Raw genomic sequence first — 21,006 nt, forward strand, 5'->3', positions numbered from 1 at the left:
AGAGCGTGCGACCCAGCACAAAAAAAGCGAGCACGGGTGATGAATTCGCAAGCATTGAGAAACGCACGGCTGGCCGGGCCGATCCAGGACGAACGACTCGTCCAGCTAGAGACGCCGCTCGGCCCTGACGTCCTGCTGCCCCATCGCGTCAAGGGACGCTCCCGGCTCGGGCGTCATTTCGAGTTCACCGTCGACGCCGTGTCGGTGTCCGACGACATCGAGCTCAAGAAGCTGATCGCGCAGCCCGTCACGCTGCGAATCCAGCAGGCCGACAAGTCGTACGCGCCGCACCACGGGTACGTGCACGCTGCCCGCCGGCTCGGGTCGGACAGCGGCCTCACGCACTACCAGATCGTCTTCGCGTCGTTCCTGCACTTCCTGAAGTTCCGCCGCGACCAGCGCATCTGGCAGGACAAACCCGCCGACGAGATCATCGCCGACGTCCTGAACCAGCACCCGCAAGCCAGGGGCTGCTTCGAATTCAGGCTCTACCAGCCGCTGCCGTCCCGCTCGTTCTGCATGCAATACGAGGACGACTGGAACTTCGTGCACCGCCTGCTGGAATCGGAAGGCCTGTACGGTTTCTGGGAGCAGGCGCAAGACGGCAAGTCGCACACGCTCGTCGTCGTCGACCGGATCGACGCGCTGCCCGCGCTGTCGCCGCCGACCGTGCGCTTTCATCACGCCGGCGCACGCGACGAGGCCGACACGCTCGTCCAGTTCTCCGGCACGCGCACGCTGCGCAGCGTCGAGCGTACGACGCGCACGTTCGACTACAAGCAGCCGCCCACCGCGTCGAATCCGAAGGCGACTCATTTGCCGACGATCGCGAACCAGGGCGACCTGCCGCAGCAGCTCGAAGTCTACGAATACACCGGTGCCTACACGTACCCCGAACAGTCTCGCGGCGACCATCTGTCGAAGCTCTGGATGGAGCAGCAGGAGTCGCTTGCGAAGCGTTTTCACGGCATCGGCGGCGTCCGGCGCATGGATGCGGGACGCACGTTCGAGCTCGCCGATCACCCCGAACACGACAAGGACGACGCGGGCCAGCGCCGCTTCGCGGTGATCGAGACGGCCTGGCTGATCGCCAACAACCTGCCCGTCGCCGACCGACAGGCCGGGTTCCCGCACAGCCTGCAGGCCGACATCGGCGAGCTCGTGCGGGCCGGCGGTGCGGACCTGTCGTACGTCCGGCATCCGGACGGCAGCGAGGGTATTTTCCAGGTCAGCATCGAGGCGCAGCGCACGACGGTGCCGTTCCGCAGCCCATTCGAGCACGCGAAACCGCCGATGCATCTGCAATCCGCGATCGTCGTCGCACCGCAGGGCGAAGAAGTCCACACCGACGCGCTCAACCGGGTCAAGGTCCGATTCCATTGGGATCGCCTGAACGACGGCGACGAGAAGGCGTCGTGCTGGCTGCGTGCCACGGCATCGGATTCCGGAAACGGCTATGGCGCCGTTCATCCGCATCGCAGCGGCGAGGAAGTGCTGGTCGACTTCCTCGGCGGCGACTGCGATCGTCCGATCATCGTCGGCAAGGTCTACAACGGTGCGACGAGCCCGCAATGGCACAGCAACGGCATCCTGTCCGGTTACCGGTCGAAGGAATATGCGGGTGCCGGCTACAACCAGCTGGTGCTCGACGACGCGACGTCGCAGAACCGCGTACACCTGTACAGCAGCCAGGCCAACACGCACCTGCACCTGGGCTACCTGATCGACCACACGGGCAACGATCGCGGCGGCTATCTCGGCAGCGGCTTCGACCTGCGCTCGGATGCATACGGCGCGGTGCGCGCGAACCGCGGGCTGTACGTCACGACGCACCCGAAGCAGCCGGCAAGCCAGCCGCTCGACGTGAAGGAAACGCAACAGCAGCTCGTCCGCGCGGAAGGCCTGATGGAAACGATGTCGGAGGTCAGCGCGCAGCATCAGGGGGAGTCGCTCGACCCCGGCCACACGGCGCTGAAGCAGTTCAGCGACGCGACGCAGAACAGCGTGAGCGGCAGCACCGCGGGCGGCAGGACCGCCGGCGGCGGCACCGGCACGGCCAACGCGTTCAAGGAGCCCGTGATGCTGTTCGGCAGCCCGGCCGGCATCGCGCTGTCGACGCAGCAGTCCGTGCAGTTCGCCGCGGACCGGCACGTCAACCTCGTCAGCGGACAAAGCACACACGTCGCGGCCGGCAAGTCGCTGATCGCGAGCGTCCTCGACCGGATCAGCCTGTTCGCGCAAAACGCAGGCATGAAGCTGTTCGCCGGCAAGGGCAAGGTGGAAATCCAGGCGCAGGCGGACAACATCGAACTGACCGCGCAGAAGGCGCTGAAACTGGTGGCGGCCACGCAGTCGATCGAAGGCGCGGCAGCGAAAGAAATCCTGCTGACTTCCGGCGGCGCCTACATCCGCATCGCGGACGGCAACATCGAGGTGCACGCGCCCGGCAAGATCGACATCAAGGGTGCGCAGCACCTGTTCAACGGCCCCACGCACCTGTCGCAAACCATGCCGACGCTGCCGAACTCGAGCGGCAACTACGACCAGGCGTTCATCGCGCACTGGGCCGGCACCGACATTCCGGTCGCGAATACGCGATACCAAATGTTCTCGAACGGCACGCTGATCTCGGAAGGCGTCACCAACGCGGCAGGCGAGACCGGGCTCACGCAGAGCCACGTGCCGCACGACGTCGTCGTCAAGTTCTTGGGGAAATCGAATGGCTGACGTGCAACAGAAGGACAACGTGCTGGGTACCGGCGCGGGGATGCTGACGCCGACGGGGTACAAGGATCGGCCGAAGGTGGCGATCAATATCTGCGACAAGCATGTGACGCCGGCACCGAAATGGATCGTCGGCACATGTCCGTTCTACTATCGGCCACTTCACGGGGCCTATATGGAGACGGTCGAGAAGGTCAGCATGTCGAGCATCTGGTCGACCATCAAGGGTTTCGCGCTGTCGTGGGATCCGTGGACCGACTCGAACGTGGCGCACCGACTCCTGCACCGGCGCGAGGAACTGATCAAGATAGACAGCACGAATTCCGACTGGTCTCGTCACGGCAACTTCATGATGCGTCACGTCGGATGCGGACATAAGCCGCCGGATTACTACATCAGCTACGGCTACTACTATTGCTCCGACTATGGCAAGAATCTTTACCCTCGACTCAGCCCCCAGGGAAAAGCGTGGTTGAACAAAGCGCGAAAACTGCTTCAGGTCAACATGGAAGACGGCCTGAATCAAAACATGGTGGGCAACACGATCCAGATGGCCAGCCCGACGCCAGGAAACGGTAGCGTCGATATGACGTGGCCACAGTTCGAGTTGGAAATGGACACCGAAAAGTTCAAGGAATTCGCATTCAAGACGCACCCGATGGCCTACCTCGACGGCGGCTTGGCGGATCTGCCGATCATGGATCTCGTCAGGATCGGAATGCGCCCGAACATTCAGGAATGGGGCGACGGAAGAACGTGGGGACAGGCGCGCGACTCGGCCATCCCCGTTCTGAGGAACAAGGCCGAGGAATGGGACGTCGATGATCCGGTCGGCAAGGCACTCGGAAGACTGCTGGTGAAGTGACATGCGAAAAAGCAAACGATGGCTTTTGATCGCGGGATGCGTTCTTGTTCTGCCGATCGCTATTTACGGATATACGGAAATGACTTCAGGGTGGGAAACGGTATCGACCGAATTCATGCGCAACGACAAGCCGTACGGCGCAGGCGCATTTCGCGTACAGCGCAACGACTTCATGTCGTTGAAGGTTGCAAGACCGGAACTCACGTTCAAGCCGGAAAGCGAGCAGAAGAACCCGGACGTCGCGGAGTTCGCCGAACCGTGGATGGACGATTCAAACGAGCGGCTGAACCGGTCCACCGTCAGTTTCCTGCGCGGCACGCTGGGCGGCAGCGTCGTGCGCCACTTCCAGCAACCGGGCCAGACCGCGTCATGGTGGTACTCGCCCGACTGGCGGGTCCTGTACGTCAGTACCGGCTGGATGGACTACAAGGCACCTCGCCCCGACGACGGCGCGGTCCTCCAGACTACGAGGCTTTGGAAATCGAGCGACGGCGGCCAGCACTGGTCCCAACTCCAATGGCCTGCGGATCACAACATCAGCCGATTGCTGTTCATCGATGCCCAGCGTGGTTACGCGATCGGCTGGGGACCGCGCGTCTGGCGAACGACAGACGGCGGCCAATCGTGGCAGGAAATCAAGGCGCCTCCGGGCGCAATCATCCCAGGCAAGCCGCGCAGATCATTCGATGGAGTCGCCCTCGGCCCGGACGGTACATTGCGCGTCGCCTATCTGGCCAACGAGCCCGGTTATCCGCAACCGACCAGCGTCGTCAGCAGGCTCGACCGGGATCAGCCGGACTTCGCCCATGAAGCCGAGCTACCCGGCCACGTCGTCGGCCTCGAAGCACCGCCAGCACCGTATCGAGACTACCCGCTGTATGTGCTGTCACGCGCGGCCAATGCATCCGGCAACAACCGCGATACAGGAGGCATTTCGACCTGGACCAGCGAGCATCCTGATCGCATCCGGCAGTTGCACACGTTCGAGGACCGCTTGACGCTCAACGGGCTGAGTGTCGGGCGCAACGGCGTTCTGCTTGTTCACGCAACCGATCCAAACACCGCAAACGGCGGCGGCTCGCCCATCGACGTGACCATCAGCAGCACCGATGGCGGCAAGACCTGGCAGCAAACCACCGACAAGGCCTCGCAGGGCGGCTACTTCGACCCGGAAACGAATACGCTCTATTCGGTGTTCGCCTACACCCTGCGGAAGCGACAATTCTGATTGCCAACTGACGCGCTTGCCGCGGGCCACGTCCGCAGAATCGGACAGTGCCCGCGGCACGACCGGCCGCGTCGCCCGCCCATCACTCGCCGCGACGCGGCTCGAACACGAACGGTTGCGTGAGCAGGAACGGATTCGCGGTGGCGCCGGTCTGCGCGCAGGTCGCATGCGTCATCGCGTCGACGGCCGCGCGGTCTGCCGCGGCATTGCGGCTGCTGGTCGTCACGGTGACGTTCTGGGCTTCGCCCGAGGTCGTCATCAGCGCGCGCACGAGCACGGTGACGGGACGCGTGAGCGGCTTCGCGCCATCCGGGTAGACGGCGCGCGGAATGCGGCAGGTCAGCTTGCTTTCCTGCGACGACGACAGCATCGCGCAGCCGGAAAGCAGCACGGCGACGGCAGGCAGGATCAGGATGGTCGAGCGAAGAGCCATGGTCGAATATCGTTCTTGAGTACTGTTGCGGACGATTGCCGCGCCGGCCGACATCGTCCGGCCGCATCGCGTGCATCGCCCCGCGCCGCGGCCATCGGACCGGCGCCCCGTTGCGGCCGCACGACCGATGGTTGCCCGGTCGCGATCCTGCTTCGCGGGTTCCCGGAGATCCGGGGGCAGCGTTCGTGCCGGCAACCCGCTCCGGGCGGCCATGCACGCGAACGCTTTCGCGCATTGTGCACGCGCCGCCTCGCGCGTGGCGGCGATTTGACAATGGTTGACGCGAATCGCGCCGTATCCGGCCGGCATCCATTCTTCGCGGGAAGCAATCGCCGCACCGTCCCGGGCCGCCATCGCTCCCCTGCTCCACCGCAATCCGACCGACGCCGGGATTCCCCGCCCGGCGCCGCGCGGCGTCACTCCGAATCGTCGTCCGAGTCGTCGTCGTCCGCGTCGGCCGGGACTTCTCCGTACTTCGCGACCACCGCCGCCTTGAACGCCTTCAGCGCCGGCTGCTGGTCGCACAGCTTGTACAGCAACCCAAGCTGCTGCGGCCAATCCTTCAACTCCTTCGCGAACACATGCAGGCGCGCAACCGTATCGAACGCGTCGGCGTCGCGGCCGGCCAGCGCCTGCAGCGCCGCATAGCGGCGCAGCACCGTCTCGCCGGGCAGCAGCGCGATCGCGCGCTCGTGCGCGATGAGCTTGAGCGGCAGGTTGTCCGGCGAAATCGTCAGCAGCGTGGCCGCGCCGTAATCGCCCCACGCGCCGAACAGCAGCGACGGCGCGTCGCGGTACTGCGCGGCCGGTTCGCTGCCGTAGTACAGCACTTCCGCGCGCTGGTAGTCGCGCAGCACGGGCACTGCCGCCAGCACGCCGCCGACCGACAGCACCGCGAACAACCCGAACGCCGCGCGGCCCGGCAGGATACGCAGCGGCTTCACGTCGAGCAGGCCGATCACGAACATCGCCGGCAGCAGGAAGAACATGTATTGCTGCGGATATTCGACGAGCGCATGCATCAGCAGGATGCCGATCAGCGCGAGGCCGAACACGCGCGTGCTCGACTGCGGCGCGCGCACCGCGCGCACGAACCATGTGACGAGCGCGACGACGAGCACGCCGAGGCCGACGAGGCCTGACTTCGCGAGCAGGTCGATGAAGATGTCGTGCGAGTTGTTCGCGATCTCGACACCGCCGAGCGTACGCACGAGCGCGAACTGATGCGACGGGAATTCGCCCCAGCCGACGCCGAGCAACGGATGCTCGCGGAACATCGCAAGCCCGTACTTCCACAGCGCGAGGCGCGGCGCGATCTGCCCCGCGTCGCGCATCCTGTCGGCCGCCGACTCGGCGAGCCCCAGGTGGAAGTGCACGTTGGCCCAGCGCACCGCGACGTTCACCGCGACGAAGATCACCGCGAGCGCGACCGGCATCAGCCATGCGCGGCGGTTGCCCGGCGCGCGGCGCGACTCGAGCCATGCCATCCAGAAACCCGCGACGACCAGCACCGCGACCTGCAGCCACGGGCCGCGCGACACCGTCAGCGCGAGCCCGACCGACAGCGCGATCGACAGCGCGAGCCACGCCCATGCCGCGAGCCGGCGCGTCTGCGCCAGATACAGCGCGCCCGCGAGCGCGAACGCGATGTAGGTCGCCAGGTGGTTCGCCTGCGCCATGTTGCCGTACGGGCGGCGATCGACCGCGATGTTGTACACGACGACGAACGGCGACACCGCGGACTCGAGATGGAACAGCTGAACGATCTGGCTCGCGACCGCGAACACCCCGCCGACGAGCAGCGCGCCGGACATCATTCGCGCGACGGCTTCGGCGAGCCCCTCGCGCGCGAGCGTGTAGCCGGCCTGCATCGCGACCAGCGCGGCGGCCAGATAGCCGACCGCCAGCCAGTTCATCGACGGCACCTTCAGCGGCATCAGCGCGACCTGCGCGATCAGCACCGCCGCGAACCCGAGCGGCGCGACGAACGCGGCCGGCGCGGCGAACGGCTCGGCCGGGCGGCCCGTGCGCGCGAGCAGGACGACGGAGAGCCCCACCAGCAGATACAGCACCAGCGCGGCAAATTCTGAATAGAAGGTTGGAATCGGATACGTGTGATTCGTGATCGAGTACGGCACGATCAGGGCGACAGCCAGCGCAACGAGCGGCAACGAACGGGAAAAAGTAGAAGGCATGAGCGAACCGGATGTCAGCAACCGGCGCACTATACAAAACTTTCCCCGCTCTGTGCGGGCCCGTCGCACCGTCACCCGACGCGGCGCGACCGGTGCGACCGGCGCAACCCGCCGGCACGGCGGGCGCCGTGCCGTGCACGCGGCCCCGCACTGGCCGGCATGCCCCCGCCCCTACGCGCGGCATTCCGCCGGCGCATATTTCGCGGGCAACGTCGCGGCCTCCGCCGGTAGCGGGCCCGCTCCCGGCGCCGGGAGCGACGACGCAGCCTTGCCGGCGGCAAAGCACTCCCATGCGATCGCCCCGGCCTGCATCGTGCCCTTTTTCAGCGGTACGCGCGCGGTCGGCGTATCGGCCTTGTCCGGCGCGGACGGCACGAGGACGAGCGTATTCGCGCCGGCCGCGGCGACGCGGGCGGTAAACGCCACCGTGATCTGGCCCGTGTCGCCGTCGATGACGACGGATTCGACGTTGCGGGTGGCGGCCGGCGGGCTGTAGCCGCCGTCGAGGCCCGCGCCGCTCGCGGCATTGTCGGCGACCGCGAGCCGCGCGGACGACGCGAGCGCGAGCCCCTCGCCGACGCGCGAGCGCGCGAGGTAATCCTGGTACGCGGGAATCGCGTAGGCCGCGATCACGCCGACGATCGCGAGCACGATCATCAGTTCAATCAGCGTGAAGCCGGCCGGCCGCCAGCGCGGCGCCGACCGGCGCGCGCGCCGCAGATCGGCGGCGATGCGACGGAACAGGGAAACGGAAAAGGCTTCGAACATGACTGGCTCCGGAAACGAAAAACGCCTGCCGGATCAGGCAGGCGTTTCGATCGTAGCCAGCGGGCCGCGGCCCCGGCAGTCGGCCGGACGGCCAACGTCAATGCGCGCGCGGGACGCCGCGGCGGCGCCGGAGCGCGTAACCCGCGGTGACGACGAACAGCGCGCCGGCGATGCTCGCGCCGTAGATCGCGGCCTGCGTATCGAGTACCGGCCAGCGGTCGCCGACCGGGTCGTGCACCATCAGCCCGCCGGCGATCCAGCCCAGCAGCCCGGCGCCCAGCGCGACGACGACCGGAAAGCGGTCGAGCAGCTTCAGCACCAGCGTGCTGCCCCACACGATGATCGGCACGCTGACGACGAGCCCGAAGATCACCAGCGCCAGCCGGTGCGACGGATCGGCCTGCTCGGCCGCGCCGGCGATCGCGATCACGTTGTCGAGGCTCATCACGGCGTCGGCGATCACGATCGTCTTCACCGCGTCCCACAGCCGGTCGGCCGGCTTCACGTTGTCGTGCGCATCGGCGTCCGGCGCCATCAGCTTGACGCCGATCCACAGCAGCAGCAGGCCGCCGCCGAACTTCAGGAACGGCACGTCGAGCAGCACGACCGCGAATGCGATCAGCGCGACCCGCAGCAGGATCGCGCCGGCCGTGCCCCACACGACGCCGCGCAGCCGCTGGTTGGCGGGCAGGTTGCGGCATGCGAGCGCGATCACGACCGCGTTGTCGCCGCCGAGGAGAATGTCGATGATGACGATCTGAAACACCGCGCCCCAGTGGAGCGACGTCAGGAATTCAAGCATGAGCAGTATCGGGTGATCGGGTGCGGGGCAACGGCTGTCGAACAGGCGGCCCGGGTCAATGCCGGAACATGCATCGCGCAGCCCCGGGGCTTACAAATTCATTGCGCGAGCATAACAAAAAACGCCGGCGAAGCCGGCGTTTTTTGCAGGATGAACCACGCGGAAATTACAGCGCCTTCTTCAGCAGGCGACCCATTTCCGACGGGTTGCGCGTGACGGTGATGCCGCACGCTTCCATGATTTCCAGCTTCGCTTCGGCCGTATCCGCACCGCCCGAGATCAGCGCGCCGGCGTGGCCCATGCGCTTGCCCGGAGGCGCCGTGACGCCAGCGATGAAGCCGACGACCGGCTTCTTCATGTTGTCCTTGATCCACTCGGCGGCATTGGCTTCGTCCGGACCGCCAATTTCGCCGATCATCACGACCGCATCCGTATCCGGATCGTCGTTGAACATCTTCATCACGTCGATGTGCTTCAGACCGTTGATCGGGTCGCCGCCGATACCGACTGCCGACGACTGGCCGAGGCCCAGTGCCGTCAGCTGCGCAACCGCTTCATACGTCAGCGTGCCCGAACGCGACACGACGCCGATGCGGCCCTTGCGGTGGATGTGACCCGGCATGATGCCGATCTTCAGTTCGTCCGGCGTGATCGTGCCCGGGCAGTTCGGCCCGAGCAGCAGCGTCTTGCGGCCTTCGCGACGCATGCGGTCCTTCACTTCGATCATGTCGCGAACCGGAATGCCTTCCGTGATGCAGATCGCGAGATCGAGGTCGGCTTCGACCGCTTCCCAGATCGCAGCAGCAGCACCTGCCGGCGGAACGTAGATGACCGACACGGTCGCGCCGGTTTCGGCCTTCGCTTCCTTGACGCTCGCGTAGATCGGAATGCCTTCGAAATCTTCGCCGGCCTTCTTCGGGTTCACGCCCGCGACGAATGCTTCGCGGCCGTTTGCGTATTCACGGCAGGCGCGCGTGTGGAATTGACCGGTCTTGCCGGTAATGCCCTGCGTGATGACCTTCGTGTCCTTGTTGATCAGAATCGACATGTATTTTGACCTCTGTTCGATTGGCGTCGCGTGCAAACCGCGCCGCCATACCTATTCATTGAGCGCGCTTACTTGCCTGCGGCAGCCGCGACAACCTTCTGCGCAGCCTCTTCCATGCTGTCAGCCGAGATGATCGGCAGGCCCGAATCGGCCAGCATCTTCTTGCCGAGGTCTTCGTTCGTGCCCTTCATGCGCACGACGAGCGGCACGTTCAGGTTCACGGCCTTCGAACCGGCGATCACGCCTTCCGCGATCACGTCGCAGCGCATGATGCCGCCGAAGATGTTCACGAGGATCGCCTTCAGGTCCGGGTTCTTCAGCATCAGCTTGAACGCTTCCGTGACCTTCTCGGTCGTCGCGCCACCGCCGACGTCCAGGAAGTTCGCCGGCTCGCCGCCGAACAGCTTGATCGTGTCCATCGTCGCCATCGCGAGGCCTGCGCCGTTCACGAGGCAGCCGATGTTGCCGTCGAGCGAGATGTACGCGAGGTCGAACTTCGACGCTTCGATTTCAGCCGGATCTTCTTCGTCCAGGTCGCGGTACGCGACGATTTCCGGGTGACGGAACAGCGCGTTCGAGTCGAAGTTGAACTTCGCGTCGAGTGCGATGACCTTGCCGTCGCCGGAGACGTTCAGCGGGTTGATTTCAGCCAGCGATGCGTCGGTTTCCCAGAATGCCTTGTACAGGCCTTGCAGGATCGCGCGTGCTTGCGGAATCGAAGCGGCCGGCACGCCGATCTTCGCGGCCAGGTCGTCGGCTTGCGCGTCGAGCAGGCCCGTCGACGGCTCGACGATGACCTTGTGGATCAGTTCCGGGTGCTTTTCGGCAACTTCCTCGATGTCCATGCCGCCTTCGCTCGAACCCATCAGCACGATCTTCTGCGAGATGCGGTCGACGACGAGGCTGACATACAGTTCCTGCTTGATGTCGGCGCCTTCTTCGATCATCAGGCGGTTGACCTTCTGGCCTTCCGGACCGGTCTGGTGCGTGACGAGCTGCATGCCGAGGATCTGGTTCGCGTATTCGCGGACCTGCTCGATCGACTTCGCCACCTTCACGCCGCCGCCCTTGCCACGGCCACCCGCGTGAATCTGAGCCTTCACGACCCATACCGGGCCGCCGAGCTCTTCTGCCACCTTGACGGCCTCGTCAACCGAGAACGCCGGCTTGCCGCGCGGTACCGCGACTCCGAATTTCCGCAGGATTTCCTTACCCTGGTACTCGTGAATCTTCATGCGTGATTCCCTTCAGTCTGAGAGTTGGATGAAATGTCGCTTAAGACGCTTCTTCGAATGATTTCCGTTCATTCCTTCGTGCTGCCCTCACCGGGCAGATCCGGCCGAAGCGGGCCGTACCACCGCGGGTAGTACTGCCGCACGACCTCGCCGTCGAACCGCAATGCCCGGCAGCGGCCGAGCTGGAAAGGCGGCTCGACGTGCTCGCCGTCATGGTCCGGCCCTTCGCCGCCCTCTTCGCGCACGTTCCACACGTCACCGGCGAACGCCTGGATCGCTGCCGTCGGCAGCACGGCGCACAGTTCGGTCAGATGGGAACAGCCCGCGACGCCGGCGAGCAGCCGGTTCGCGTTGCGGCGGAAATTGCGGAAGAGGTTGAGCCCGATGAGGGCCCGATAGGCGGGAGGGGCGGATTGACAGTGACCGGGATAGGGAACCCACTCCGAAGACGCTTCGGCGTCGACGACATTGAGGTCACGATCGATGGTCACGCGCAGCCAGAGTTCGTGGATCGGCAGGCCCTGGGGCCGGATGCCCGACGCAAGCGCGACATCGCGCGGCTTGTGGTCGGTCAGGCAGGCTTCGATGTCCCACAAGCCGTCGTCGCGCTCGTAGGCTTCCGCTCGGATTGCGCGTCGATGTCGCAACTGACGGGGCACGGGCTCGGATAGCGGCATGCTGGAGGTTGAGGCCGAAGAGGAAAACCCGTGGATTTTAGCATATTGGGTATTTGAGGCATCCGGCCGCGACGGCGGGTATTCCCGCCTGTCCGGAAACGGTTGCATTGCAGCAAAATCGCGCGCAGCGCGCGCGACCGAAGCGGTCAGTCGTCGATCGGGAAATCGTCGCCGACCTTCAGCAACTTCACGATGGTCGCGCTCGAAAAGCCGCGCGCGGCAAGGAAGCGCGCCTGCTTCGCGCGCTCGGCGGGCGTTTGCGGCAGTGCACCGAATTTCTTGCGCCAGACGGCCTGCGCGCGGGTCCACTCGGTCTCGCGCAACTGCGCATTCACTTCCTCGACGAGGTTGTCGCCGACCGCATGGCGCTTCAGTTCGCTGACGATGCGTGCGACGCCGACGCGCGATGCGCGGCGATGCACGAGGCTCTCGGCAAAGCGTGCATCGGACAGCCAGCCTTCCTGTTCCAGCGCATCGAGCACCGGCTCGACCGATTCGTCCTCGCCGACGTACGGCGCGAGCTTGCGCGCGAGTTCGGCGCGGCTGTATTCGCGCCGTGACAGATAGCCGAGTGCGCGGCCCTTCAGCGAACGTGGCGGTTTCGACGACTTGCGCCCGGTGGCGCCGGCCTCGTCGCCGGAAGCAGCGCTGCCTGAACCGCCGGCCGCACGGCGTGTGCGACTCGGATGCTGGCTGCTGCGCGTATACACATCTTCCTTGACCGACGCCGCCGCATCGGCTGCGCGCTCGCCCGGGAAGCCGACACCGGACACGCGACGGCGCGACCGGTCGTGCGCGTCGAACGATTCGTCGTCGTCGAACGGATCGACCGGTGCGGTGATCTCAAACGAAACGAGGGCATCGTCGGATGCCCTCGTCGCGGTGCGGTGCGCGGACTGACTGCCCGCGCCCCGCCGGTCGGCACCCGAGGATGCGGCTCGCCGGCCGGAGCGGCCCGCCGTGTCGGGCGCGTCGCTCGGGTCCGGTTCGCCAGCGTGACCTCGGCGCCCGACCATCACTCTTCTTCGTCCATCGCCTCGGCTTCGTCGACTACGCCATCGGGCATCGCGGCAACGCCGAGCGACTCGCGAATGCGGTTTTCGATCTCGCGGGCGATTTCCGGGTTCTCGCGCAGGAATTCACGCGCGTTGTCCTTGCCTTGGCCGATCTTCTCGCCGTTGTAGCTGTACCAGGCGCCGGCCTTGTCGACGATCTTCGCCTGCACGCCGAGATCGATGATCTCGCCCTGGCGCGAAATGCCTTCGCCGTACAGGATGTCGAAGATCGCTTCGCGGAACGGCGGCGACACCTTGTTCTTGACGACCTTAACGCGGGTTTCGTTGCCGATCACCTCGTCGTTCTTCTTGATCGAGCCGATCCGGCGGATATCCAGACGCACCGACGAGTAGAACTTCAGCGCGTTGCCGCCCGTCGTGGTTTCCGGGTTGCCGAACATCACGCCGATCTTCATCCGGATCTGGTTGATGAAGATCACGAGGCAGTTCGTGCGCTTGATCGTGCCGGTCAGCTTGCGCAGCGCCTGCGACATCAGGCGAGCCTGCAGGCCCGGCAGCGAATCGCCCATCTCGCCTTCGATTTCCGCCTTCGGCACGAGCGCCGCGACCGAGTCGATGACGATCATGTCGATCGAGCCCGAGCGCACCAGCGCGTCGGTGATTTCGAGCGCCTGCTCGCCGGTGTCCGGCTGCGAGATCAGCAGCTCCGGCACGTTCACGCCGAGCTTCGCTGCATATTGGACGTCGAGCGCGTGCTCGGCGTCGATGAACGCTGCGGTGCCGCCCAGCTTCTGCAGCTCGGCGATGACCTGCAGCGTGAGCGTGGTTTTACCCGACGATTCCGGACCGTAGATCTCGACCACCCGGCCGCGCGGCAGACCGCCGACGCCGAGCGCGATATCGAGACCCAGCGAGCCCGTGGAGACGACCTGGATGTCTTCGGCCGCTTCGCCGTCGCCCATCCGCATGATCGACCCTTTGCCGAACTGCTTCTCGATCTGCGCGAGTGCGGCCGCCAGCGCCTTGCTCTTCTCGGCGGTCATCCCGGAGCCCTTCTTGCTATCTTCCATGAATCGTCCTTTGCTATGATGAGCAGCGTCTGTCAGAGGCGCGCCCGCTTTCAAGCGCTGCCCACGAATGCAGACACTGTATAAAAAAACAGTGTTTTATGCAAGCCCGCAATGCAGGCTGCGTTGTACACGGATAACTTCGGAGACAGCCGCGCCGGCGCGCACGCCCCGCCGGCCATCGGTCAGCAACATGCGAATTCTCATCGCCGAAGACGACAGCATACTCGCGGACGGCCTCACCCGATCACTCCGCCAATCGGGCTATGCGGTCGACCACGTGAAGAACGGCATCGAGGCCGATACCGCGCTGTCGATGCAGTCCTTCGACCTGCTGATCCTCGATCTCGGGCTGCCCAAGATGTCCGGGCTCGACGTGCTGAAGCGCCTGCGCGCGCGCAATTCCAACCTCCCCGTGCTGATCCTGACCGCCGCCGACAGCGTCGACGAGCGCGTGAAGGGGCTCGACCTCGGCGCGGACGACTACATGGCCAAGCCGTTCGCGCTCAACGAGCTCGAGGCGCGCGTGCGCGCGCTGACCCGGCGCGGCGCGGGCGGCGGCCCGACCGTCGTGCGCCACGGCTCGCTCGCGTTCGACCAGGTCGGCCGCATCGCGTATGCGAACGAACGCGTGCTCGATCTGTCCGCGCGCGAGCTCGGGCTGCTCGAGGTGCTGCTGCAGCGCATCGGCCGGCTCGTGTCGAAGGAGCAGCTCGTCGACCATCTGTGCGAATGGGGCGAGGAAGTCAGCAACAACGCGATCGAAGTGTACGTGCACCGGCTGCGCAAGAAGATCGAGCCGAGCGGCGTGCGGATTTCCACCGTGCGCGGCCTCGGCTACTGCCTCGAGAAAGTCGCGCCCGCGGCGCCAGCCGACCCGGCCGCGCCCCAGCCCGCGGCGGCCGGCACGCCGCTGCGCTGAACCCGGCCGTCGCCGCGATGGCCACGCCGGCCCATTCCCGCCATCCGACCGGCGAGCCATCGTCCGCCGCCGACGCCGTGCGCGACGCACGCTACGAGAACCCGTTCGCGCCGCCCGACGAAACCGATACGCCCGAGGCCGCACGCCCGCGCTCGCTGTTCGGCGAAATCCTCGACTGGATGCTCGCGCCGCTCCTGCTGCTGTGGCCGATGAGCATCGCCGTTACCTATCTCGTCGCGAAAACGATCGCGAACGGCCCGTTCGACCGCGCGCTCGAGACCAACGCGTACGTGCTCGCGCGGCAGATCCATCCGGTCAACGGCGTCGCCGAGCTGACGCTGCCGCAGCAGACGCGCGACTTCCTGCGCGCGGACAACGTCGACAGCGTTTACTTCCAGGTGCTCGGCACGCGCGGCGAGCTGGTCGCGGGCGAGGCCGACATGCCGCTGCCGCGCGACGAGGACCGCCCGCCGCCGGGCGTCGTCGTGTTCCGCGACGACCTGCTGCGCGGCAACGACGTGCGCGTCGCGTATACGACCGTCGCGCTGCCGGAGTCGAGCAGCACGCAGCCCGTGCTCGTGCAGGTCGGCGAGACGCTCGACAAGCGCAACGCGCTCGCGAACGACATCATCAAGGGCGTGATCCTGCCGCAATTCGTGATCCTGCCGCTCGCGATCCTGCTCGTGTGGTTCGGGCTGTCGCGCGGGCTCGCGCCGCTCAACGCGCTGCAGGCGCACATCCGCGCGCGGCGGCCCGACGACCTGTCGCCCGTCGAGGCGCAGCGCGCGCCGCCCGAGATCGAGCCGCTCGTCACGTCGTTCAACGACCTGCTCGCGCGCCTCGAACAGAACATGGCGCTGCAGAAGCGCTTCATCGCCGACGCCGCGCACCAGATGAAGACGCCGCTCGCGGGGCTGCGCACGCAGGCCGAGTTCGCGTTGCGCCATCCCGTGCCGCCCGACGTCCAACGTTCGCTCGAGCAGATCGCGACGAGCTCCGAGCAGGCCGCCCGGCTCGTCACGCAGTTGCTCGCGCTCGCGCGCGCCGAGAACCGCGCGAGCGGGCTGACCTTCGAGCCGGTCGAGATCGGGGCGCTCGCGCGCCGCACGGTGCGCGACTGGGTGCAGGCCGCGCTCGCGAAGCGCATGGACCTCGGCTACGAAGGCCCGGAGGACGACACGCCGCTCGACGTCGACGGCAATCCCGTGATGCTGCGCGAGATGCTCGGCAACCTGGTCGACAACGCGATCCGCTACACGCCCGAAGGCGGCCGCATCACGGTGCGCGTGCGGGCCGAGCCTGCGGCGCGGCGCGTGCATCTCGAAGTGGAGGATACGGGCCCCGGCATCCCGGCCGGCGAACGCGAGCGCGTGGTCGAGCGCTTCTACCGGATCCTCGGCCGCGAAGGCGACGGCAGCGGCCTCGGGCTCGCGATCGTGCGCGAGATCGCCGCGCAGCACGGCGGCACGCTGACGCTCGACGATCACGTCTATCAGAGCGCACCGCGCCTCGCTGGCACGCTCGTGCGCGTCAGCCTGCCGTTGTCGGACACCGCCGCGGATCGATCCTGATACGGGCGGATCCGAACCGCATACCGCCGCATACGCGCTGCGATCGCATCGAAACCGGCGTTTTACCGCCCTGCCGCGACACGATCGGGGCACGAAACGGCCGATTCGGCGCGGGTTAACGTGCAGTCGTTTTGCGCCCGCGAGTCAGTGCGCCGTAAGTTTCCGTGCCAATAATCGTCGACAGGCCCGCCCACCCAAGGCGGCCACACATCTATATCAAGGGACTTGGAGACGATTCATGGCAACGTTAGGCGGGCAAATTTCGCACTCGCCGATGACGGGCGAAGAGAAGAAGGTGATCTTCGCGTCGTCGCTCGGCACCGTGTTCGAGTGGTACGACTTTTACCTGGCCGGCTCACTCGCGGCCTACATCAGCAAGAGCTTCTTCTCCGGAGTCAATCCGACCGCGGCATTCATCTTCACGCTGCTCGGCTTCGCGGCCGGGTTCGCCGTGCGTCCGTTCGGCGCGATCGTGTTCGGCCGGCTCGGCGACCTCGTCGGCCGCAAGCACACGTTCCTCGTGACGATCGTGATCATGGGCATCTCGACCTTCGTGGTCGGCTTCCTGCCCGGCTACGCATCGATCGGCATCGCGGCGCCCGTGATCTTCATCGCGATGCGGCTGCTGCAGGGCCTCGCGCTCGGCGGCGAGTACGGCGGCGCGGCGACCTACGTCGCCGAGCATGCGCCGGCGAACCGCCGCGGCTTCTACACCGCGTGGATCCAGACGACCGCGACGCTCGGCCTGTTCCTGTCGCTGCTCGTGATCCTCGGCGTGCGCACCTTCATCGGCGAGGAAGCGTTCGGCAGCTGGGGCTGGCGCGTGCCGTTCGTCGCATCGATCGCGCTGCTCGCGGTGTCGGTGTGGATCCGGCTGCAGCTGAACGAATCGCCGGTGTTCCTGCGCATCAAGGCGGAAGGCAAGACGTCGAAGGCGCCGCTGACCGAAGCGTTCGGCCAGTGGAAGAACCTGAAGCTCGTGATCCTCGCGCTCGTCGGCCTGACCGCCGGCCAGGCCGTCGTGTGGTACACGGGCCAGTTCTACGCGCTGTTCTTCCTCACGCAGACGCTGAAGGTCGACGGCGCCAGCGCGAACATCCTGATCGCGATCGCCCTCCTGATCGGCACGCCGTTCTTCCTGTTCTTCGGCTCGCTGTCGGACAAGATCGGCCGCAAGCCGATCATCCTCGCGGGCTGCCTGATCGCGGCGCTCACCTACTTCCCGCTGTTCAAGGCGCTTACGCACTACGCGAACCCGCAACTCGAACTCGCGACGCAGAAGGCGCCGATCACGGTCCTCGCCGATCCGGCCGCCTGCTCGTTCCAGTTCAACCCGGTGGGCACGTCGAAGTTCACGAACTCGTGCGACATCGCGAAGAGCGCGCTCGCGAAGGCCGGCCTGAACTACGAGAACGTCGCGGCACCGGCTGGCACGACCGCGCAGATCAAGGTCGGCGATACGGTGATCCCCGCGTATGACGGCAAGGCGGCCGACGCGAAGGCGCAAGGCGCGGCGTTCGACAAGACGCTCGCGTCGACGCTGAAGGCGGCCGGCTACCCGGCCAAGGCCGACCCGGCGCAGCTCAACTGGCCGATGACGATCGTGATCCTGACGATCCTCGTGATCTACGTGACGATGGTCTACGGCCCGATCGCGGCGATGCTGGTCGAGATGTTCCCGACGCGGATCCGCTATACGTCGATGTCGCTGCCGTATCACATCGGCAACGGCTGGTTCGGCGGCTTCCTGCCGGCGACCGCATTCGCGATCGTCGCGGCGAAGGGCAACATCTACTCGGGGCTCTGGTATCCGATCGTGATCGCGCTGGCCACGTTCGTGATCGGTGTGCTGTTCGTCAAGGAGACGAAGGACTCCAATATCTACGCGCAGGATTGAGGTCGGGTAGCGGGCGGCCACCGCGCCCGCTACACTGCCCGAACGGGCCGCCGGCAACTTTTTTCAGGGAAGATGAAAAAAGGTGTTGACAGCCCGGCGGCACATCAGCATAATTCAAGTCTTCGGCGAATTAGCTCAGTCGGTTAGAGCGACGGAATCATAATCCGCAGGTCCGGGGTTCGAGTCCCTGATTCGCCACCAAATGCGAAAAGCCGCTGTTCCGCAAGGATCAGCGGCTTTTTTCATTGCTCCGCGATCCGCGCGCGGCATCCATCGCCCTCCAGCCGACCACGCGGCGCCACGCACGCGACATCCAGCATCCGGTTCGCCCGAGTCGCGCATAGGCACGAGCGACCTCCGTCCTCCTCCTGCCAACCGAAATCCAGCGCCATTCATCACGCCGGGCCCATCCGTTCGGCCTCGCGAATCATCGTCGTCGACTACGTGCGTTACAGTGCGGTTCGAACGCCGAGCACCGACGGGCTCGCGGCCATCCCGATTTGATTCGAACCGAGGCAATCGGATCCGGTCGGCAACACAGATAACAACAATCCCATGACTGAACACAACGAATCGAAGCACGACCAGTCCGTTCGACGTACGCGAAAACCGTGGCTGGTGGCGGGCGTCGCGATCGCGGTCGCCGCATTTTTCGGCGCGCGCTTCATGACGACGCGAGACGATCTGGACAAGCGCACGATCGACGACATCCTGAAAGTCGCGCTCGCGGACAAGAACACCGCGCCAACGGACGCCTGCGTCGGCCTGGCCGGCGCCGAACTACCCGCGGACGTGAACGCGAAGGAATTGCTGAGAGTCGACGGTGTGGTGAGAAAGGACGTGCAGGCGTTGATCAACCGTGGCCTGATTACCGTGAAATTCAACGCGGGCCGGGGCAAGCCGACGATCAGAAATCCGGACTACGAGCCGCATGACACGAATGTCCCGCTGAGCCATATCGAGCTCACGCCGGCCGGCAAGGCGTTCTATCGGTACAGGGAATTCGAGAGCAAGGACGCGTCCGCTCCCGGCGGGAGTGTCCTGTACATGATCAATTTGTTCTGCGCGCACGTGACCTACGGCGGCGTCGAGAAATTCATCGAGCCGATGAAGAATCCGTTCGACGGCAATCCGCACCTGGTTTCGTGGGTCAACTTCCTGTGGAAACCGGATCAGCATGCCACGCCGTGGCTGGCAGACCCGGACCTCATGGACTCCCTGTCGTTCTACCCCGAAAAGGATGGCTGGGCGCACAAGGGGATTCTCATCGAACGGGACGACAACGGACACTGGGCGCTCGGCGACAATCCGTACGCGATCCGCTGGTAGACGCACCATTGCGCGGCACGGCTCACCAGCCTGACGACCGATGAAGACGAGACGAGGCGTTCACGACCTCACTCATCTTCATCGTCAACGCCCGGCAGCGTACCGCCGCCCTAAGCGACCACCGCCCCGCGCTGGGCGTCGGGCACCTCCGCCCGCACCTTCCCCCGCCAGTTCTCCCCGCCCTCCAGCGCCGGCGTCGACTCGAACAGCTCCGCGATCCAGTCCGCGAACACGCGAACCTTCTGCGACAGATGCCGGTTGTGCGGATACACGATCGAGATCGGCTTGGGCTTCGGATTGCAATCGGGCAGCACCTCGACCAGCGTGCCGTCGCGCAGGTTCGGCAGCACCATGAACAGCGTCGGCTGGATCATCCCGAACCCTTCGACCCCGCACGTCACGTACGCATCCGAATCGTTCACGGTGACACTGCCGTTCATCCGCACCTCGACCGGCTTGCCCTCGATCATGAACACCCACGGAATCGCCCGCGCGCCGTGGCTCGCGCGGAAATTCACCGCATGATGGTCTGCCAGGTCGGCGATCTCCTGCGGCTCGCCGTGACGCGCGAGATAGTCGGGCGACGCGCAGGTCACGCGCTTGAGCATGCCGATCCGCCGCGCGACCATCGACGAATCTTCTAGCGGCCCGACCCGGATCATGCAGTCGATACCCTCCTCGACCGGATCCACGTAGCGGTCCGCCAGGCCGAGGTCGAGCGTGATGTCCGGATAGCGCTGCCGGAAGATCGACAGCGCCGGCAGCACGACGCGCCGCCCGAGCGAACTCGGCATGTGGACGCGCAGCACGCCGCTCGGCTTGCGGTTGCCGGTCTGGAAACTCGCGTCGGCTTCCGCGATCTCCGAGATGATCTTCACGCAGTGCTCGTAATACGCGGCGCCCTCCGGCGTCAGCGACAGCCGGCGCGTCGTCCGGTGCATCAGGCGCACGCCGAGCAGCGCCTCGAGATTCTGGATGATGGTCGTGACCGACGCGCGCGGCATCGCGAGCGTGTCGGCCGCGCGCGTGAAGCTGTTCGCGTCGACCACGCGGGTGAAAACTTCCATTGCCTGGATGCGGTCCATGCTGCGCCCCCTTCGAATCGCCAACGGAACAGAATAGAGCGCGCAACGCGCGCGGCACAAGCCCCCGCCCATTGTTCTCCTCGCCCGAATAGTCGCAGCGTTTCGGACTCGAAAGTGATCGCGATTCGCGCAGTTCCGAACGTC

Annotated in this window: 17 protein-coding genes and 1 tRNA gene; 8 read left to right on the plus strand and 10 right to left on the minus strand. The window is 66.0% G+C overall.

Features of this window, described 5'->3' with window-relative positions:
• Positions 1 to 39: 39 nt before the first annotated feature.
• The 3 genes from DIE12_RS15875 to DIE12_RS15885 all read left to right on the plus strand — a co-directional run bounded on the left by DIE12_RS15875 (position 40) and on the right by DIE12_RS15885 (position 4,817).
• The gene (locus tag DIE12_RS15875) at positions 40 to 2,727 is read left to right on the plus strand and encodes a type VI secretion system Vgr family protein (protein WP_124521087.1); all 2,688 of its coding nucleotides are present in this window, start codon (positions 40 to 42) and stop codon (positions 2,725 to 2,727) included.
• A complete protein-coding gene (locus DIE12_RS15880; protein ID WP_124521085.1) occupies positions 2,720 to 3,589 on the plus strand; it encodes a hypothetical protein in 870 nt (289 codons plus the stop codon). Before DIE12_RS15875 ends, DIE12_RS15880 begins: the two co-directional genes overlap by 8 nt.
• Before the next feature lie 79 nt (positions 3,590 to 3,668).
• Complete coding sequence (locus tag DIE12_RS15885; RefSeq protein WP_124521107.1) at positions 3,669 to 4,817, plus strand: glycosyl hydrolase; 1,149 nt, start codon at positions 3,669 to 3,671, stop codon at positions 4,815 to 4,817.
• Between the two features lie 82 nt (positions 4,818 to 4,899).
• Here DIE12_RS15885 and DIE12_RS15890 read toward each other — a convergent pair whose 3' ends face one another.
• From DIE12_RS15890 to recA, 9 genes are all read right to left on the minus strand, one after another.
• Complete coding sequence (locus tag DIE12_RS15890) at positions 4,900 to 5,250, minus strand: TonB family protein (protein ID WP_124487000.1); 351 nt, start codon at positions 5,248 to 5,250, stop codon at positions 4,900 to 4,902.
• Between the two features lie 416 nt (positions 5,251 to 5,666).
• On the minus strand, positions 5,667 to 7,445 hold the full coding sequence (locus DIE12_RS15895) for a Wzy polymerase domain-containing protein (protein WP_124521083.1): 1,779 nt from the start codon (positions 7,443 to 7,445) through the stop codon (positions 5,667 to 5,669).
• A gap of 171 nt (positions 7,446 to 7,616) precedes the next feature.
• The gene (locus tag DIE12_RS15900; RefSeq protein ID WP_124521081.1) at positions 7,617 to 8,213 is read right to left on the minus strand and encodes a pilin; all 597 of its coding nucleotides are present in this window, start codon (positions 8,211 to 8,213) and stop codon (positions 7,617 to 7,619) included.
• Between the two features lie 97 nt (positions 8,214 to 8,310).
• Entirely contained in the window at positions 8,311 to 9,015 is a 705-nt protein-coding gene (locus DIE12_RS15905) for a TerC family protein (RefSeq protein ID WP_044844520.1), read from the minus strand.
• A gap of 166 nt (positions 9,016 to 9,181) precedes the next feature.
• A complete protein-coding gene (sucD, locus tag DIE12_RS15910) occupies positions 9,182 to 10,063 on the minus strand; it encodes a succinate--CoA ligase subunit alpha (protein ID WP_006477916.1) in 882 nt (293 codons plus the stop codon).
• 68 nt (positions 10,064 to 10,131) lie between these two features.
• Entirely contained in the window at positions 10,132 to 11,298 is a 1,167-nt protein-coding gene (sucC, locus tag DIE12_RS15915; protein ID WP_006755512.1) for an ADP-forming succinate--CoA ligase subunit beta, read from the minus strand.
• 68 nt (positions 11,299 to 11,366) lie between these two features.
• Entirely contained in the window at positions 11,367 to 11,975 is a 609-nt protein-coding gene (locus DIE12_RS15920; protein WP_044844521.1) for a DUF2889 domain-containing protein, read from the minus strand.
• 146 nt (positions 11,976 to 12,121) lie between these two features.
• A complete protein-coding gene (recX, locus tag DIE12_RS15925; RefSeq protein WP_124521079.1) occupies positions 12,122 to 12,991 on the minus strand; it encodes a recombination regulator RecX in 870 nt (289 codons plus the stop codon).
• Positions 12,991 to 14,061: a recombinase RecA gene (gene recA / locus DIE12_RS15930; RefSeq protein ID WP_044844523.1), complete on the minus strand. Its 1,071-nt coding sequence runs from the start codon at positions 14,059 to 14,061 to the stop codon at positions 12,991 to 12,993. Before recA ends, recX begins: the two co-directional genes overlap by 1 nt.
• 190 nt (positions 14,062 to 14,251) lie before the next feature.
• Between recA and DIE12_RS15935 the strand changes: the two genes are divergently transcribed.
• The 5 genes from DIE12_RS15935 (at position 14,252) to DIE12_RS15955 (ending at position 19,777) form a co-directional block, all read left to right on the plus strand.
• Positions 14,252 to 14,980: a response regulator transcription factor gene (locus tag DIE12_RS15935; protein ID WP_124486916.1), complete on the plus strand. Its 729-nt coding sequence runs from the start codon at positions 14,252 to 14,254 to the stop codon at positions 14,978 to 14,980.
• Positions 14,981 to 14,997: 17 nt separating this feature from the next.
• Positions 14,998 to 16,551, plus strand: coding sequence for a sensor histidine kinase (locus DIE12_RS15940; protein WP_124486915.1), 1,554 nt, complete (start codon positions 14,998 to 15,000; stop codon positions 16,549 to 16,551).
• A gap of 238 nt (positions 16,552 to 16,789) precedes the next feature.
• Entirely contained in the window at positions 16,790 to 18,448 is a 1,659-nt protein-coding gene (locus DIE12_RS15945; RefSeq protein WP_124486914.1) for an MFS transporter, read from the plus strand.
• A 124-nt stretch (positions 18,449 to 18,572) separates the two neighbouring features.
• Positions 18,573 to 18,649, plus strand: a tRNA-Met gene (locus DIE12_RS15950).
• A 417-nt stretch (positions 18,650 to 19,066) separates the two neighbouring features.
• Entirely contained in the window at positions 19,067 to 19,777 is a 711-nt protein-coding gene (locus DIE12_RS15955) for a hypothetical protein (RefSeq protein WP_124521077.1), read from the plus strand.
• A 110-nt stretch (positions 19,778 to 19,887) separates the two neighbouring features.
• On the opposite strand, the gene DIE12_RS15960 is transcribed toward DIE12_RS15955, so the two are convergent.
• A complete protein-coding gene (locus tag DIE12_RS15960; protein WP_044844527.1) occupies positions 19,888 to 20,862 on the minus strand; it encodes a LysR family transcriptional regulator in 975 nt (324 codons plus the stop codon).
• Positions 20,863 to 21,006 lie beyond the last annotated feature (144 nt).

Origin of the sequence: Burkholderia sp. Bp9015, from assembly GCF_003853505.1 — a bacterium.
GTDB lineage: Bacteria > Pseudomonadota > Gammaproteobacteria > Burkholderiales > Burkholderiaceae > Burkholderia.

What these genes read in the sequence shown, in the direction of transcription:
- DIE12_RS15875 (WP_124521087.1), top strand. Translation starts at nt 40, where the DNA reads ATGAATTCGCAAGCATTGAGAAACGCACGGCTGGCCGGGCCGATCCAG.
- DIE12_RS15880 (WP_124521085.1), top strand. Translation starts at nt 2,720, where the DNA reads ATGGCTGACGTGCAACAGAAGGACAACGTGCTGGGTACCGGCGCGGGG.
- DIE12_RS15885 (WP_124521107.1), top strand. Translation starts at nt 3,669, where the DNA reads ATGACTTCAGGGTGGGAAACGGTATCGACCGAATTCATGCGCAACGAC.
- DIE12_RS15890 (WP_124487000.1), bottom strand. Translation starts at nt 5,250, where the DNA reads ATGGCTCTTCGCTCGACCATCCTGATCCTGCCTGCCGTCGCCGTGCTG.
- DIE12_RS15895 (WP_124521083.1), bottom strand. Translation starts at nt 7,445, where the DNA reads ATGCCTTCTACTTTTTCCCGTTCGTTGCCGCTCGTTGCGCTGGCTGTC.
- DIE12_RS15900 (WP_124521081.1), bottom strand. Translation starts at nt 8,213, where the DNA reads ATGTTCGAAGCCTTTTCCGTTTCCCTGTTCCGTCGCATCGCCGCCGAT.
- DIE12_RS15905 (WP_044844520.1), bottom strand. Translation starts at nt 9,015, where the DNA reads ATGCTTGAATTCCTGACGTCGCTCCACTGGGGCGCGGTGTTTCAGATC.
- sucD (WP_006477916.1), bottom strand. Translation starts at nt 10,063, where the DNA reads ATGTCGATTCTGATCAACAAGGACACGAAGGTCATCACGCAGGGCATT.
- sucC (WP_006755512.1), bottom strand. Translation starts at nt 11,298, where the DNA reads ATGAAGATTCACGAGTACCAGGGTAAGGAAATCCTGCGGAAATTCGGA.
- DIE12_RS15920 (WP_044844521.1), bottom strand. Translation starts at nt 11,975, where the DNA reads ATGCCGCTATCCGAGCCCGTGCCCCGTCAGTTGCGACATCGACGCGCA.
- recX (WP_124521079.1), bottom strand. Translation starts at nt 12,991, where the DNA reads ATGGTCGGGCGCCGAGGTCACGCTGGCGAACCGGACCCGAGCGACGCG.
- recA (WP_044844523.1), bottom strand. Translation starts at nt 14,061, where the DNA reads ATGGAAGATAGCAAGAAGGGCTCCGGGATGACCGCCGAGAAGAGCAAG.
- DIE12_RS15935 (WP_124486916.1), top strand. Translation starts at nt 14,252, where the DNA reads ATGCGAATTCTCATCGCCGAAGACGACAGCATACTCGCGGACGGCCTC.
- DIE12_RS15940 (WP_124486915.1), top strand. Translation starts at nt 14,998, where the DNA reads ATGGCCACGCCGGCCCATTCCCGCCATCCGACCGGCGAGCCATCGTCC.
- DIE12_RS15945 (WP_124486914.1), top strand. Translation starts at nt 16,790, where the DNA reads ATGGCAACGTTAGGCGGGCAAATTTCGCACTCGCCGATGACGGGCGAA.
- DIE12_RS15960 (WP_044844527.1), bottom strand. Translation starts at nt 20,862, where the DNA reads ATGGACCGCATCCAGGCAATGGAAGTTTTCACCCGCGTGGTCGACGCG.